This is a genomic window from Sphingobacterium sp. 1.A.4, from assembly GCF_002734245.1.
In the GTDB taxonomy this organism is placed as follows: domain Bacteria; phylum Bacteroidota; class Bacteroidia; order Sphingobacteriales; family Sphingobacteriaceae; genus Sphingobacterium; species Sphingobacterium tenebrionis.
Map to the genome: position 1 here is coordinate 40,442 of NZ_PEAZ01000096.1, position 13,857 is coordinate 54,298.

Genomic DNA, 13,857 nt, shown 5'->3' on the forward strand with positions numbered 1-13,857 from the left:
CGTAATTTCAAGTAATTCGCTATTATATCTGATGATGTAAACTCTCATCCAAGAACGGATGATGCTTAGGTGCCAGAGCATGCTTGCTCAATTTAGACATCACTAAGAAAGTAAACAATCCTACAAAACCAATGGCAGTACCGATCTCCACAATACCGAATCCACGGTGGTTTTCAACAGTACCTGGCATAATCATGATGTAATAATCTAACCAATGTCCTAACAATAACAAGATCGCTACGAACAACATCATGTTCAATCTACGTTTTGCGTCACGGTCTACCAATAATAATACAGGCGCCACAAAGTTAATGATAATGTTTATCCAAAACCAAGGCTTGTATTCAGGTTCCCAACGTTTGTAGAAATAAACTGTTTCCTCTGGAATGTTAGAATACCAAATCAACATAAACTGTGCAAACCAAACGTAAGTCCAGAAAATAGAGAAACCGAACAATAATTTACCTAAATCATGTAGGTGGTTCTCATTAACCCAGTTCATATAACCAGCTTTCTTCAATAATACCAAGATCACAATGATTACAGCTAGTCCACTTACCCACATTGCTGCGAAGTTGTACCAACCGAACATGGTCGAGAACCAGTGTGCCTCTAAGGACATGATGGTATCGAAAGACCAAATAGGTGTTGTGAAACCAAAGATTACTAAGAAAATAGCTGATAATTTAAAGCTTTTCTTATAAGATGTAAGACCACCTTCTAAATCTTCATTGTATGACAATTTTGCTAAGATAAAGGCGAAGATCGCGTAGCTACCCATGAACAGGATCTGACGGATCAAGAATCCCGGAACGTTCAAGAAAGCGGCTTTACCGGCTACCAATTTATCATAGTGCGGGCTGTTAGGATCTGTTAATCCTTCAGCATGCCAGTGGTGGTAAAGGTTATGCGTTGTTAAGCCTAAGCCAACAATAACCAATAAGATGATTGAGGCGATTGGAAGTACGCTTGCCATAGCCTGAGGGATACGTAGTAAACCTGCAGACCAACCTGATTGAGTTACCATCTGTAATGCAACAAAGAATGCTCCTGCTGCACAAACACATGTAAAGTAATAACCCATCAATAATAAATTGGCATATGTACGCTCAACCATGATATGGTCACTGGATAGTAAGCCAAATGCAATAGCGGCTATTCCTACAACGATAGCAACCAAACTCAGGACCTTAGCGATCCCTGCGAATTGAAATTGCTCGCTGAAATTATAATCGTGATGATGATTGTGAGTTCCCATTTATATTATCGATGTTAGATTATTTTTTTTGTAATTCATGTACGTACATTACCACTTTCCAACGCTCATCTGGAGTTAATTGAGATGCGTGTGAACCCATCGCGTTATATCCATAAGTAATGGTGTGGAATATTTGACCATCCGAAAGGTCAGCCATAACCGTACCTCTAGTCGATTTAGCTCCAGCGGATCTGTGGAATGATGGTGGCGGAGGGAATTTCTCCAATTCACGCTCTCCACGAGAATCATTAACTTTTCTATCTTTTGTCAATTGACCATCTCCATTCCCATCTTTCCCATGACATACTGCACAATAAGTTAAGAATAAAGCTTCTCCTTGTTTCAGATTTACATCTGTCATCGCTAGAGGGCTTTTAACTTCTAAACCAGCTTGTGTATATCCTTCAGTGGTGTTTGGATATTCAAAACGTACAAATCCGATAGGATCTGAACCTGTTGGTGGTAATTGAGCTGTCTTGTTATCTTTAAAATTCGGGTTTGGCTGATCCGGGTTGAAAGCAAGCGGTTCATACATATTGGGCGAGAATTCCCATCCGGCACTACGCGTTGTTCCATCCCCGCAAGCAGAAACGACCGCTGACAAAGCGACAGCTACACATACAGTTCCAAGAAAATTCTTCTTATTCATAACTAACATATTTTCTTTCATTGTATTTAACTTCTACTGCGCCAGCTTCTTTCAATAGGTTATCGATCAAACCATGGTCAGTATTCTCATTAGCATCAATTGCAATAATAAAACGGTCATCCGTTGCTCTCAAGTCCATTACACGTGGTGCGCGTCCTGGAAACAAATGGTTACGGAAAAAGAAAGTAGCTACCATACCCAACGCACAGATCAAGATGGTAACCTCAAACGTTACGGGTACAAAATTTGGCAACGGCATCGATGGTTTACCACCAATGTTCATCGGCCAATCATAAGCCATTGTATAGAATAATAAACTAAATCCTAATATCGTTCCGGTGATACCGAAGATAAATGCTGCAATTGGTAAACGTGATGGCTTTACACCTAATTTAGCTTCAATACCGTGGATAGGCATTGGTGTGAAACAATCGTAAATGCTAATGTTATTCGCTTGCAACTTATCGATCCCGTGCATCATTTCATCAGGATCCGCAAAACTTCCTAGTATATATTTTGTATTGCTCATTGCTAAATTATTTTTTTCTTAATGCCTTAATGTCCTCTTCAGTTACTGTATCGTACTTATCCAAAGAGTTTCTGAAGTATTCCACTTGATCCTCAGGGAATGCACCTTCTTGAACAAGTTTGGTTTTCTGTTGTAAACTCGCACTCTTCAACAACAACTTAACCTCTGCAATCGCAATACCTGGAAGGAAACGAAGGAAAAGTAAGAATAACGTGAAGAATAGACCGATGGATCCAACAAAGATACCCACGTCAACCCAAGTTGGGTAGAACATTGCCCATGATGATGGTAAGTAGTCACGGTGCAAAGAAGTAACGATAATTACAAAACGCTCAAACCACATACCGATGTTCACAATGATCGACAATACCCAAGAGATTGGAATACTTGTACGGATCTTTTTGAACCAGAATAACTGTGGAGAGATTACGTTACAGGTCATCATCGCCCAGTAAGCCCATGCATAAGGACCAGCAACACGGTTTGCGAATGCATACATCTCATATTCTGAACCAGAGTACCATGCAATGAATAACTCGGTCAAGTAAGCAATACCTACGATAGAACCTGTTACCATGATGATCTTGTTCATCGATTCGATGTGGAACATGGTAATGTAGTTCTCGAAGTTCATTACTTTACGTAAGATCAATAATAAGGTCTGTACCATGGCGAAACCCGAGAAGATCGCTCCAGCAACGAAGTATGGAGGGAAGATCGTGGTGTGCCATCCTGGAATTACAGAAGTTGCAAAGTCCATGGATACGATGGTGTGTACCGAAAGTACAAGTGGTGTGGAAATACCGGCTAAGATCAAGGATACGATCTCAAAACGTTGCCAAGTTTTCACTGATCCGTTCCATCCGAAAGAAAGGATAGAGTAGATTCTTTGTTTTAAACCCGTAGCACGGTCACGAACAGTTGCAATATCCGGTAATAAACCACAGTACCAGAATACTAAGGATACCGTGAAATAAGTGGAGATCGCAAAAGCATCCCATACTAATGGAGAGTTAAAGTTCACCCAAAGTGATCCGAATTGGTTAGGAAGTGGGAAAATCCAGTATGCTAACCAAGGGCGACCCATGTGAGCAACAACGTAAGTTGCGGCACAGATAACGGCAAAGATTGTCATCGCCTCAGCCGATCTGTTGATAGAGTTACGCCAGTTCTGACGGAATAATAATAATACTGCGGAGATCAACGTTCCGGCGTGACCAATACCTACCCACCATACGAAGTCGGTAATATCCCAGGCCCAGCCTACTGTTTTGTTCAATCCCCAAGCGCCGATACCTGTCCAAAACGTGTATCCAACACTCACTACCCATAACATTGCTCCTAATGCGGCAACCGTAAAACCGATCCACCAAGCTTTGTTGGGCTTATTCTCAACCGGAAGTAAGATATCATCTGTGATTTGTGCGTAGGTGATATCCTTGCCGGTAATTAATGGTTCTCTTAATATTGATTCGTTATGCGATGACATAGTTTTTTAATTTCAGTCTAGAAAAAAATTAAGCTTCAAATGTGTTTCTAACCTTCGTCATGTAACCAATATTTGGTTGAACGTTGATTTCTTCCAATACGTAATAAACACGTTCGTTACGTAATGCTTTAGAAACTTCTGACTCCGGATCGTTAGCATCTCCAAAGATGATAGCATTGGCAGAACATGCTGCTTGACAAGCCATCTTAATATCTCCGTCTTTTACTTTACGGTTTTCGATCTTCGCTTGTAATTTACCAGCTTGGATACGTTGGATACACATTGAACATTTCTCCATAACCCCACGAGAACGTGTAGTTACATCAGGATTCAATACCAATTGCGTGAATTCATTGTTCAGATAGTTATCAAAACGAGAATCATTCCAGTAGTTGAACCAGTTGAAACGACGTACTTTGTATGGACAGTTGTTCGCACAGTAACGTGTTCCGAAACAACGGTTATAAGCCATGTGGTTAAGACCTTCAGATGAGTGTACAGTAGCTAATACCGGACATACCGTCTCACAAGGTGCGTGCTCACAGTGTTGACATAGCATCGGCTGGTGAACAACGGTTACACTTTCGTAATCCATGCCGTCAGCTTTTGCAATCTCTTTCTCTTTTGTTAAAGAAGCTTCTCCATTTTCTAGGGTATAGTAACGGTCGATACGCAACCAGTGCATTTCACGACGACGGCGAACCTCATCGCGTCCTACTACTGGGATATTGTTTTCTACGTTACATGCCACGATACATGATCCACATCCTGTACAAGCGTTCAAGTCAATCGCCATCACCCAACGGTGACCCGGTTGTTCAAACTTGTTCCACAAGTCATAAGTTTGGTGCGTATCTGCGAAACGACCAGATTCTGAGTTAGGATCTTTCAAGTATTTAGCGAATGAAGTTTCGCGAACGATGTTACGTCCTTCAATCGTGTGGTGTGTTTGTGTTTGAGCTAATTCGTAGATGCCTGATGCTTTGGAAACTGTCGCTTTTGCAGACAATTGGATAGTTCCATTAACCAGACTAGCAAATGGATAAGCATTCACCCCTACCTCATTACCTGCTTTACCTACTTTCGTACGGCCGTAACCCACAGCTACTGAAACAGTACCTCTTGCTTGACCTGGTTGCAAGATCACAGGAAGATCTACTTTGTAGCCATTCGCTTCAACAGTAACTTTTCCTGTTTCTTTAACTCCTAATTCCTCCGCATCAACAGGGTTGATGGCAGCATAGTTGTCCCAAGTTACTTTGGATACTGGATCAGGCAATTCTTGTAAATAAGCATTGTTTGCATAACGACCATCTCTTAAGGTAGTAGATTCGTATAATTTCAATTCTACACCGCCAGAAACGCGTTTGCTATCATTTACGATCGCTGCAGCAGCCGCATTTACATCAGCGTTTGATGCATAAGCAGATCCTGTAGTTGATCCTTTGTAAACAAAACCTTGTTGTAATACATCTTTCCAAGCTTTTCCAGTACCTGCAAGGATAGTGGTTTCCCAAGTTTCTTTTACGAAATCATGAATGGATTTGTTCACACCTGCCCAAGTCAATAAAGATTGCTCTGCTTGGCGGGTGTTGAAAACTGGGTTGATCGTTGGTTGGATGATCGTGAATAATCCTTCTTTTGCTGATGCATCACCCCAAGCCTCTAAGAAAGTACAGTTTGGAGCGATCGCTTTCAATTCTGATGCTGTTTCATCAGCTCTATCAGCGAAGGATACCGTATAATCTACTTTCGCAATTGCTGCTTTTGCATCTTCTGCTTTGAAGTAGTTATATACTGGGTTACTGTTTAAGAAGAAAGCCACTCCTACTTGTCCAGCTTTTGCTGCTGTCAAGAATTGTTGGAATGCGGCATCCGAACCTTGATATTGTTTAGAATAATTATCCAAATCAATGATCGATCCGTAAGCACCTAATGCCGAGTTGATCGCGTTGACCAATACTTGCGTATTGATATCGTTTGATCCTGCAACAACAACTGCAGCTCCTCTAGCTTTTACTAATTCAGCAGCAGCTAATTTAAGGATAGTGGTTGCTTTCGCATTCGTAGTACCTCCCGCGATGGAAGAACCTGTGATGGCATTGTACAAGCCGATCAATACTGCTCCTTCTTCAGAAGGTTTGATCGCTGCACGAACGTCAGCATTCGAACCAGTCATCGAAAGACCAGATTCAAATTGGATATGGCGTGACATTTTACCACCTTTCAATGATTTATGGTCACGGTTTTTGATATAATCTTGAGTATGCTCCTCACCAGCTAACCAAGAACCCAAGAAATCTGCTGCAACGGATACAACAACTTGTGCATTGTCAAAATGGTAAGAAGGGATAACAGCTTTACCGAAAGAAGCTCTGTTTGCTTCGATGATACCGCTGTAAGAAACTGCATCAACCTGAACATGTTGTGTTGCAGGGTATTTAGCAGCAAGTGCAGCAATGGCAGCCAAAGTCGACGGACTGTTTACTGTATCCGAAACAATCGTGATCTGTTTTCCGGCAGCCTGTGCTTTATTCAATGCGTCTACAACCGCTTTATCCAATTGTGCCCAACTTACATCCTTGCCACCAATCTGTGGAGCCTGTAATTTAGACATGTCGTATAGATCAAGTACCGAAGCCGAAGTGCTCGCATCTGTACCTTGATTTAATCCAACAGCATTTGGGTTAGCTTCTAACGAGATAGGACGTCCTTCGCGTGTTCTAACGATTACACTCTGACCATTGAAGGATGAAGCGTAGAAGTTAGGAATACCTGGAGTGATTTCCTCTGGTTTGATCACATAAGGAACAGCCTTATGAATTGGCGTACGGTTACAAGCTGCTAATGTAACAGCTCCCAAACCGAAACCTAAAGCCTTTAAGAAATCACGACGAGGAGTCTTTGTACTTAAACCAGCTTCGTTTAACACATCTTCTACAGGAATAGACTCAGCAAACTCTCCCTTGCTTCCTTCAACAAATGCAGGTGTTTGATTTAACTCTTCTAAGCCTTTCCAATATTTTTTATTGCTTTCCATTTAAGCTATATATAAGATTCTGTATTTCTAAATTAATTCATTAATAGTGACATTTACCACACTCTAACCCACCGATCATCGCTGCTGTCATCTTCTCACCTTTTTTCAATTTCTCGTGAGCTTCGATCAATTGATCGTAATAAGCATTATCCTTATTAACCTCAGTCTCTTTGTGACAGTCAACACACCATTTCATGGTTAGTGGTGAGTATTGGTAAACTTCTTCCATATCCTGAATAGGACCGTGACATGTTTGACACTCAACACCCGCTACAACAACGTGCTGGGAGTGGTTGAAATACGCAAAATCAGGAAGGTTGTGAATTCTAACCCATTCGATCGGTCTAGTATTGGTACCGTAAGTTCTGGTTTCTTGATCCCAGTCTACCGCGCGGTATAGTTTCGCAATCTCAGGTGATGTTTGTCCATCGTAATGGTCAGATGCTGTTACCGTATTGTGACAGTTCATACAAACATTCGCAGATGGAATAGATGCATTTTTAGATTTGAATGCACCACCGTGACAATATTGACATTCGATTTGGTTTACCCCAGCGTGGATCTGGTGCGAGAATTTAATAGGCTGAACAGGTTTGTAACCTTGGTGAACACCTACGTTCCACATCGTGTTCCATCCTGCAGCTCCTAAAAGACCTACCACCATCAATACCACGAAGAATACCAATTTCTTATTCTTAAGGAATGCTTGAGCAAATTTAGCTGTATTGCTTTCGCCTGCCTCTTCATGTCTTGCCTGTGCCTCAGCAATAGCTGCTTGGTTGTTGGCAATAACACGCTCCAAAGTTTTGGTCACTCTGTTCAACGCGAAGATAACGGCAATGGCAACCACAAATAAGGCAACCAATCCGATGATCATCATGGTGTTTGCATCCGAACTTGCAGCAGCACCGGCAGCAGCAGGAGAATTTTTCTTCTCTTCAGCTTTAACCTTCTCTGCGTCCAAATAAGCTACCATGTCAGCGATATCTGATTCAGATAAACTCGCAAATGGAGTCATCACTGTTGGGTACTTCCCTTTCAACTCCAATGCAATTGGGTCTCCAGCATCGATCATACCTTGTGGGTTGTGAATCCATTTCACAATCCAACCCATTTCACGACGTTCTGACAACCCTAACAAGTCAGGTCCAACGCCATTCCTTCCTAACGTGTGACATGACTGACATGCATTCGCTTTGAATAGCGCAGCACCATTCGCAGCATCCTGCGCTTGCGCAGCAGTAGTAACGGCAAATAACAATACCAAACTTACTGATATTGACTTCGCAAGTCTTCCTAAAACGGATGAGATATTTCTCATATTTAGCACTTTATACTATTTTATGTGTAATAATTAATTGTTGACTCTCTACTATAGGTACACAATACCGTACAAAACAATGCACAAAAGTATAACTTATTAAGCAATCACTGACAATTTGATGACTTAATTTATCAATTTATAATCATTCTAAATAGCTTTGCATTTGTTGTCCTACATGCCAATAATTAACACTAATCTGATTTTTTACTCCCAATTATTCCCTAACTTAGTGGTACTATGAGAATAATAATTTGCATTTTATTTTTATTTGTTTTTACCGGTTGTGCGCAGTCGCAACAGCCCAAAACCAAAATCGCTATGAACGACACAACAAAATACAACAAACTAACCCCTGAAGAAGAGTACGTCATCCTTCAAAAAGGTACCGAGAGACCTTTTACAGGAAAACTATTGGACAATAAAGCGAAAGGTACCTATGTGTGCAAACGCTGCGATGCCCCTTTGTACAAATCAGATGATAAGTTTGAATCCCATTGTGGATGGCCAAGTTTTGATGATGAAATCAAGGGTGCTGTGCGCAGGGAGGTCGATGCAGACGGAAGAAGAGTGGAGATTTTATGTGCGAAATGTGATGCCCACCTAGGCCATGTTTTTGAAGGAGAAGGATTCACCTCCAAAAACACGAGACATTGTGTGAATTCTATTTCTATGAAGTTTGTTCCAGCGCCTCCTCAGAAATAACGGAAGATCCGCGAACCAACAGTTCACTTGGAATGGTAATTTTCTGCAATTCCTTGTTCTTTCCTTTAATTTCATTCAAGAGTGTATGGATAAGTTCATTGGCAATGGTTGCAGTATCTTGGGTGACCACCGAAATTCCCGGCTCATATAAGCTGAAAAGAGTGTGGTCATCATAGGCGACCATATGGGGTAATTTCATTTTATATTCCTTGATGGCCTTCAACCCATGGATTGCCAGATAATTCGTGGCAAATAATACAGCATCCAGTTTATTGGATGCGATAAATTCGTGCAATTGTTCGATGGACGATGCCTCGTCTTCATCAATCTTGATCTTTTTGATGTAGGCCTGCTGTTGGAAATCGTCAATGGCTTTCATATAACCTTCCAAACGGTCTCGCATCTGGGTCTGGTTCGAAAAAAGGGAAACAAAACCGACCCGCTTGTTGGAAGGATTTTCCAACAGGTGCTTGGTGGCCGTAAAAGCTCCATTGAAATTATCCAATACCACATAATTTGTTTCCAAATTTGGGATGTAACGGTCAAATAAAACAACTGGGACGTTATTTTTTATCAGATTAGCCACTGTTTCTTCCAAACCCTCAGGCGGCGTAATGATATAACCATCTACTTGACGATCGTAAAATAGCTGTATAAGTTCTTTAGCCTTTGTTACATCATTGTCCATACTGCAATAAATGATGTGGTAGCCGTTATCATACGCTATCCTTTCGATATACTTAGCTACATTGGAGAAAAATGGATTGGAAATATCTTCTACGATCAATCCTAAAATCTTGGATTGGCCAGTCCGCAGACTCTGTGCTAATTGATTTGGTTTATACCCGACCTTTTTCACATAATCCAATACACGCTTGGTCAATCCTTCACTGATCCGCTTTTCCTTCGCTTTCCCATTCAGGATAAAGGATACGGTCGTAACGGATACGCCCAAGCTTTTGGCTATGTCTGAGATCAAAATACGCTTCTTCATGTTTGTAGGTTATTGTTGATGTTATACAAACCAAATATATAAAATCAGCTAAATTTTAGCAAATAAATGCTAAATTAATCGCTAAATAATTTGCTAAAAGGGTTTAAATTGATTTAAAAGCTTATATTTGAAAAGCTGTAAATCGAAATAAACTGCATTATGATCATATATTCTAAACGATTTTTACCACTGTTAACTGGCCTTTTAATGGGCACGTTGGGTCTAAAGGCTCAAGAGCTCAGCAAATACGTGGATCCTTTCATAGGTACCGGCGGCCATGGCCATACCTATCCTGGAGCGACCGTTCCATTCTCCTTGGTTCAGTTATCACCAGATAATGGTAAGAGCGGCTGGGACTGGGTGAGCGGTTACCATATTTCTGCCGATTCCATCGCGGGCTTCAGCCATATGCACCTCAGCGGAACAGGTATTGGTGATTGGTTGGATATCGCTATTATGCCCCTAGCGAACCCAGTGGAGCAGAACAGATTGGATACCCGGGTCAGATTCTCCCATCAGGATGAAATGGCAAGCCCCGGATTTTACCAAGTAAAACTAGAGAATGGCATCCTTGCTCAATTGACGGCCTCAGAACGAGTAGGTTTTCATCAATACCAATTTCCTGCCGGCAGCAGGCCAACCATCCGTTTGGATCTTGCCCATGCCTTTAATTGGGATAGACCGATGGATACCGAAATAAAGATCATTGATAAGCATACCATTATTGGAAAAAGATATTCCTATGGTTGGGCGAATAAACAACATATCTATTTCGCCATCCGATTTGAAAGGCCTTTCTCCACCTACTTATTAAATGGGGAAAAAACCAGCTCTTCCAGCGTCTCGCAAACCAACACAAGCACTTCTGGCCCCGTAAAAGCAGTAAATGCACAATTTACCTTTCCTAACCAAAACCAGGTTGCCTTAAAAGTTGCACTTTCCACGAGCAACGAAGAAAAAGCATTGGCTGCATTGAACGAAATACCCGATTGGGATTTCATTGCCGCTAAGACTTCAGCCCAAAACAAGTGGGAAAAAGAATTGTCCAAAATCCAAGTAGAATCGGCCGACGAAAAACTAAAAACCATCTTTTACACGGCCCTATACCATACCGCTCTATCTCCTACCTTATATTCGGATGCGGATGGTGCCTATAAAAATTATAAAGGAGAATCCCATAAAATGCCTAATGCTGGACAACGATATACCCTATTTTCCCTTTGGGATACTTTCCGAGCGTTAAAACCTTTATTTACCATTACGCAAGCGGAAAGATATACAGATATCCTCCAGAGTATGATGGCCTTTTACGAAGAGAATGGCCTTTTACCCGTTTGGGACTTGAGTACTTTTGAGACCAATACCATGACCGGCTACCATTCCATCCCTGTTATTGCCGATGCCATCCTCAAAGATTGGCCGGGGCTCGATCAGGAAAAAGCTTATCAGGCTATGTTGGCGAGTGCCTATCAAAAGATCCGTGAAGTTCCGGCCTATATCGAATATGGCTATGTCCCACAGGATGTGAACGGAGGTTCAGTAACCAAAACATTGGAATATGCTTTTGACGATTATTGTATTTCCTTGGTCGCCAAAAAACTGGGCAAACAAGAGGACTTTAAAACCTTCAGCAAGCGTGCAAAGAATTATATAAACCATTTTGACCCACAAACGGGTTTCATGCGCGCTAAACTGAAAAACGGCCAATTCTTTGAACCTTTTGATCCATTCTATTCGGAACACGATTTCGACAAAAGTCAATATATTGAAGGCAATGCTTGGCAACATTCATTTTTTGTACCTCACGATGTGAGAGGTTTAGCAAAATTATTCCCTAAAAAGAATGGATTGGAGCTGATGTTAGACACCCTTTTCAAAGCGCCATCCATTATGACTGGGGAAAACCAATCTCCGGATGCTTCAGGATTTATTGGCCAATACGCTCATGGAAATGAACCTAGTCATCATATCGCTTATATGTATAGTTACATTGGAAAACCCTGGAAAACCCAGGAAAAAGTCCGCACGATCTTAGACTCCATGTACCATGACCGTCCAGATGGCTATGCCGGTAATGAAGATGCCGGACAAATGAGTGCCTGGGCTGTATGGTCCATGATGGGCTTATATCCCGCTTCACCAGTCAATGGAGAATATGTATTCGGAAGCCCGGTATTGGATAAGGCGAGCATACAAATGCCAAATGGAAAAACATTCCACATTATCGCAAAGGATAATTCTTCCAGGAACAGGTATATCCATTCCATCCAATTGAACGGCAAGAAATACGATAAGTTGTTTATCACTCATTCGGAAATGCTCAAGGGAGGCACATTGGAATTCCAGATGTCGGAAAAACCGAACTTCAAATTCGGAACAAAAAGGAAATCCTGGCCTACTTCAATGGAAAACTAACCTTTTGTCATACCAAACCATTGGGTATGCAATTTGTTAATTAAGGGAAAGGAGAAATTGAAAAATGACAGATTTTAACAACAACATCAACATTAAAGATATACAGGATAATAATCCACAGGATTTTTACAAAAACTTTAAAGAGAAATTGATTGATGTAGAGAAATTTCCTACGATCTACACCTTTAAATTTATCGTGAAAACAGATTCAGACAAAGCGGAGCAGGTGAAAGCGATTTTTACGCATGCCAGCGCTAAGTTTTCCGAAAAAAGCTCTTCAGGCGGGAAATACACTTCCATCTCGATCGAGAACTATGTGAACAATGCAGATGAGGTTATCGATTATTACAAAAAGGTAGCAGAAATACCTGATGTAATGATGTTATAAAAAAGAGAGGGTGTCATTTTGACACCCTCTCTTTTTTATAACAGTAGTTAGTAGTTAGTAGTTAGTAGTTAGACCTATATCGGAACGTCATTGCGAGGAGGCACGACGAAGCAATCTTTCAAAAACCACTTCTTACCTGTCCATTGTTTCCAAAGCTTGCTGCACGGCAGCTGGATTTCCAAAATCTATATTTCTTTCCTTCAAACCTATATACATATTACCTGGGATAATGACATAGCGAAATTGAATCTGTGAGCCCAGCATCAACAATGCCCCGCCATCATATACATACCGATAAACCACAATTTCATTTTTCTTCAATTTAAAGGTGATGGTAGACATCCTACCTCCTGCCCTACTTGTATAGGGCAACGGAAATGGACCACCACCATAATCCAAATACATCAATACAACTGCAGATGCCATCACGGTTTCCGTTAATTGGGGGGCATAAATGTGTGCAATCCGAGCGACTGTTCCATCCATGATAGAATCCTTCATCCTTACACTAGTTTTCCAGCCAGAATACATCACTCTTGCATCTGCTTTTAAATTAGCGCCTACACCCCATCCTGTAGCTGTCTTTGGACCATAAAGCACCATCTGGGCAGTATTGAAATAGAAATCGCCTACTTTCCCTAAACCCGCATCGGGAATGACCGTACCTGATAAAAATTGTGACCCATCTTTTCCGTTCGAACCGTTTGTTCCATTTGTACCGTTGGTACCATTCGTACCATTAGCACCTTTCAGATTGGTACCATTTCCCCAGCCTGCTGCCGTTTTAGGGCCATATAACACCCCAGTTGCCGTCCTGAAATAGAAATCGCCATTTTTACCAATGGCTGCAGTTGGAACATCTGCTCCACTAAATATCATGGAACCATCAGCTCCCTTTACCCCCGTTACCCCTTGTATCCCCTGATCTCCCTTTTCACCTTGGGGACCCATCGGTCCAGTATCCCCTTTTTTACATGCGCCTATGCCAATAATGACGGCCAAGAGCATCATCAATAAATTCGTTTTCATAATGTTTTTCGTTTACTTATTGTTTATGATGTCGAAATTA

The 13,857-nt window shown here is 41.4% G+C and carries 11 protein-coding genes; 3 read left to right on the top strand and 8 right to left on the bottom strand.

What is annotated here, in order from left to right; all coding sequences use genetic code 11:
- Nucleotides 1-22: 22 nt before the first annotated feature.
- From CRJ00_RS15840 to CRJ00_RS15865, 6 genes are read right to left on the bottom strand one after another with little or no spacing between them, the layout of a single operon-like run.
- Complete coding sequence (locus CRJ00_RS15840; protein WP_099367721.1) at nt 23-1,258, bottom strand: quinol:cytochrome C oxidoreductase; 1,236 nt, start codon at nt 1,256-1,258, stop codon at nt 23-25.
- A 19-nt stretch (nt 1,259-1,277) separates the two neighbouring features.
- Entirely contained in the window at nt 1,278-1,928 is a 651-nt protein-coding gene (locus tag CRJ00_RS15845; protein WP_099367722.1) for a c-type cytochrome, read from the bottom strand.
- Nucleotides 1,900-2,436 (bottom strand): DUF3341 domain-containing protein, encoded by a 537-nt coding sequence (locus CRJ00_RS15850; protein ID WP_099367723.1) that lies wholly within the window; start codon nt 2,434-2,436, stop codon nt 1,900-1,902. Before CRJ00_RS15850 ends, CRJ00_RS15845 begins: the two co-directional genes overlap by 29 nt.
- 7 nt (nt 2,437-2,443) lie before the next feature.
- Nucleotides 2,444-3,925, bottom strand: coding sequence for an NrfD/PsrC family molybdoenzyme membrane anchor subunit (gene nrfD, locus CRJ00_RS15855; RefSeq protein ID WP_099367724.1), 1,482 nt, complete (start codon nt 3,923-3,925; stop codon nt 2,444-2,446).
- A 28-nt stretch (nt 3,926-3,953) separates the two neighbouring features.
- Nucleotides 3,954-6,965 carry a TAT-variant-translocated molybdopterin oxidoreductase gene (locus CRJ00_RS15860; protein WP_099367725.1) on the bottom strand — a complete coding sequence of 1,004 codons (3,012 nt, stop codon included), beginning with the start codon at nt 6,963-6,965 and terminating at the stop codon, nt 3,954-3,956.
- 40 nt (nt 6,966-7,005) lie between these two features.
- The gene (locus tag CRJ00_RS15865) at nt 7,006-8,286 is read right to left on the bottom strand and encodes a cytochrome c3 family protein (protein ID WP_099367726.1); all 1,281 of its coding nucleotides are present in this window, start codon (nt 8,284-8,286) and stop codon (nt 7,006-7,008) included.
- A 240-nt stretch (nt 8,287-8,526) separates the two neighbouring features.
- Here CRJ00_RS15865 and CRJ00_RS15870 point away from each other — a divergent pair, with 240 nt between their 5' ends.
- The gene (locus CRJ00_RS15870) at nt 8,527-8,991 is read left to right on the top strand and encodes a methionine-R-sulfoxide reductase (RefSeq protein ID WP_099367727.1); all 465 of its coding nucleotides are present in this window, start codon (nt 8,527-8,529) and stop codon (nt 8,989-8,991) included.
- Here CRJ00_RS15870 and CRJ00_RS15875 read toward each other — a convergent pair.
- On the bottom strand, nt 8,957-9,985 hold the full coding sequence (locus tag CRJ00_RS15875; RefSeq protein WP_099367728.1) for a LacI family DNA-binding transcriptional regulator: 1,029 nt from the start codon (nt 9,983-9,985) through the stop codon (nt 8,957-8,959). The genes CRJ00_RS15870 and CRJ00_RS15875 overlap by 35 nt on opposite strands.
- Nucleotides 9,986-10,144: 159 nt before the next feature.
- Here CRJ00_RS15875 and CRJ00_RS15880 point away from each other — a divergent pair, with 159 nt between their 5' ends.
- Both CRJ00_RS15880 and CRJ00_RS15885 read left to right on the top strand, forming a co-directional pair.
- Nucleotides 10,145-12,400, top strand: a complete 2,256-nt coding sequence (locus tag CRJ00_RS15880; RefSeq protein WP_099367729.1) for a GH92 family glycosyl hydrolase — start codon at nt 10,145-10,147, stop codon at nt 12,398-12,400.
- A gap of 64 nt (nt 12,401-12,464) precedes the next feature.
- Nucleotides 12,465-12,788 (top strand): DUF493 domain-containing protein, encoded by a 324-nt coding sequence (locus CRJ00_RS15885; protein ID WP_099367730.1) that lies wholly within the window; start codon nt 12,465-12,467, stop codon nt 12,786-12,788.
- A 132-nt stretch (nt 12,789-12,920) separates the two neighbouring features.
- Here CRJ00_RS15885 and CRJ00_RS15890 read toward each other — a convergent pair whose 3' ends face one another.
- Nucleotides 12,921-13,817 (bottom strand): hypothetical protein, encoded by an 897-nt coding sequence (locus tag CRJ00_RS15890; RefSeq protein WP_099367731.1) that lies wholly within the window; start codon nt 13,815-13,817, stop codon nt 12,921-12,923.
- Nucleotides 13,818-13,857: the final 40 nt, after the last annotated feature.

Excerpts from the sequence above, each read along its gene's own strand:
- CRJ00_RS15840 (WP_099367721.1), bottom strand. The coding sequence starts at position 1,258 with ATGGGAACTCACAATCATCATCACGATTATAATTTCAGCGAGCAATTT.
- CRJ00_RS15845 (WP_099367722.1), bottom strand. The coding sequence starts at position 1,928 with ATGAAAGAAAATATGTTAGTTATGAATAAGAAGAATTTTCTTGGAACT.
- CRJ00_RS15850 (WP_099367723.1), bottom strand. The coding sequence starts at position 2,436 with ATGAGCAATACAAAATATATACTAGGAAGTTTTGCGGATCCTGATGAA.
- nrfD (WP_099367724.1), bottom strand. The coding sequence starts at position 3,925 with ATGTCATCGCATAACGAATCAATATTAAGAGAACCATTAATTACCGGC.
- CRJ00_RS15860 (WP_099367725.1), bottom strand. The coding sequence starts at position 6,965 with ATGGAAAGCAATAAAAAATATTGGAAAGGCTTAGAAGAGTTAAATCAA.
- CRJ00_RS15865 (WP_099367726.1), bottom strand. The coding sequence starts at position 8,286 with ATGAGAAATATCTCATCCGTTTTAGGAAGACTTGCGAAGTCAATATCA.
- CRJ00_RS15870 (WP_099367727.1), top strand. The coding sequence starts at position 8,527 with ATGAGAATAATAATTTGCATTTTATTTTTATTTGTTTTTACCGGTTGT.
- CRJ00_RS15875 (WP_099367728.1), bottom strand. The coding sequence starts at position 9,985 with ATGAAGAAGCGTATTTTGATCTCAGACATAGCCAAAAGCTTGGGCGTA.
- CRJ00_RS15880 (WP_099367729.1), top strand. The coding sequence starts at position 10,145 with ATGATCATATATTCTAAACGATTTTTACCACTGTTAACTGGCCTTTTA.
- CRJ00_RS15885 (WP_099367730.1), top strand. The coding sequence starts at position 12,465 with ATGACAGATTTTAACAACAACATCAACATTAAAGATATACAGGATAAT.
- CRJ00_RS15890 (WP_099367731.1), bottom strand. The coding sequence starts at position 13,817 with ATGAAAACGAATTTATTGATGATGCTCTTGGCCGTCATTATTGGCATA.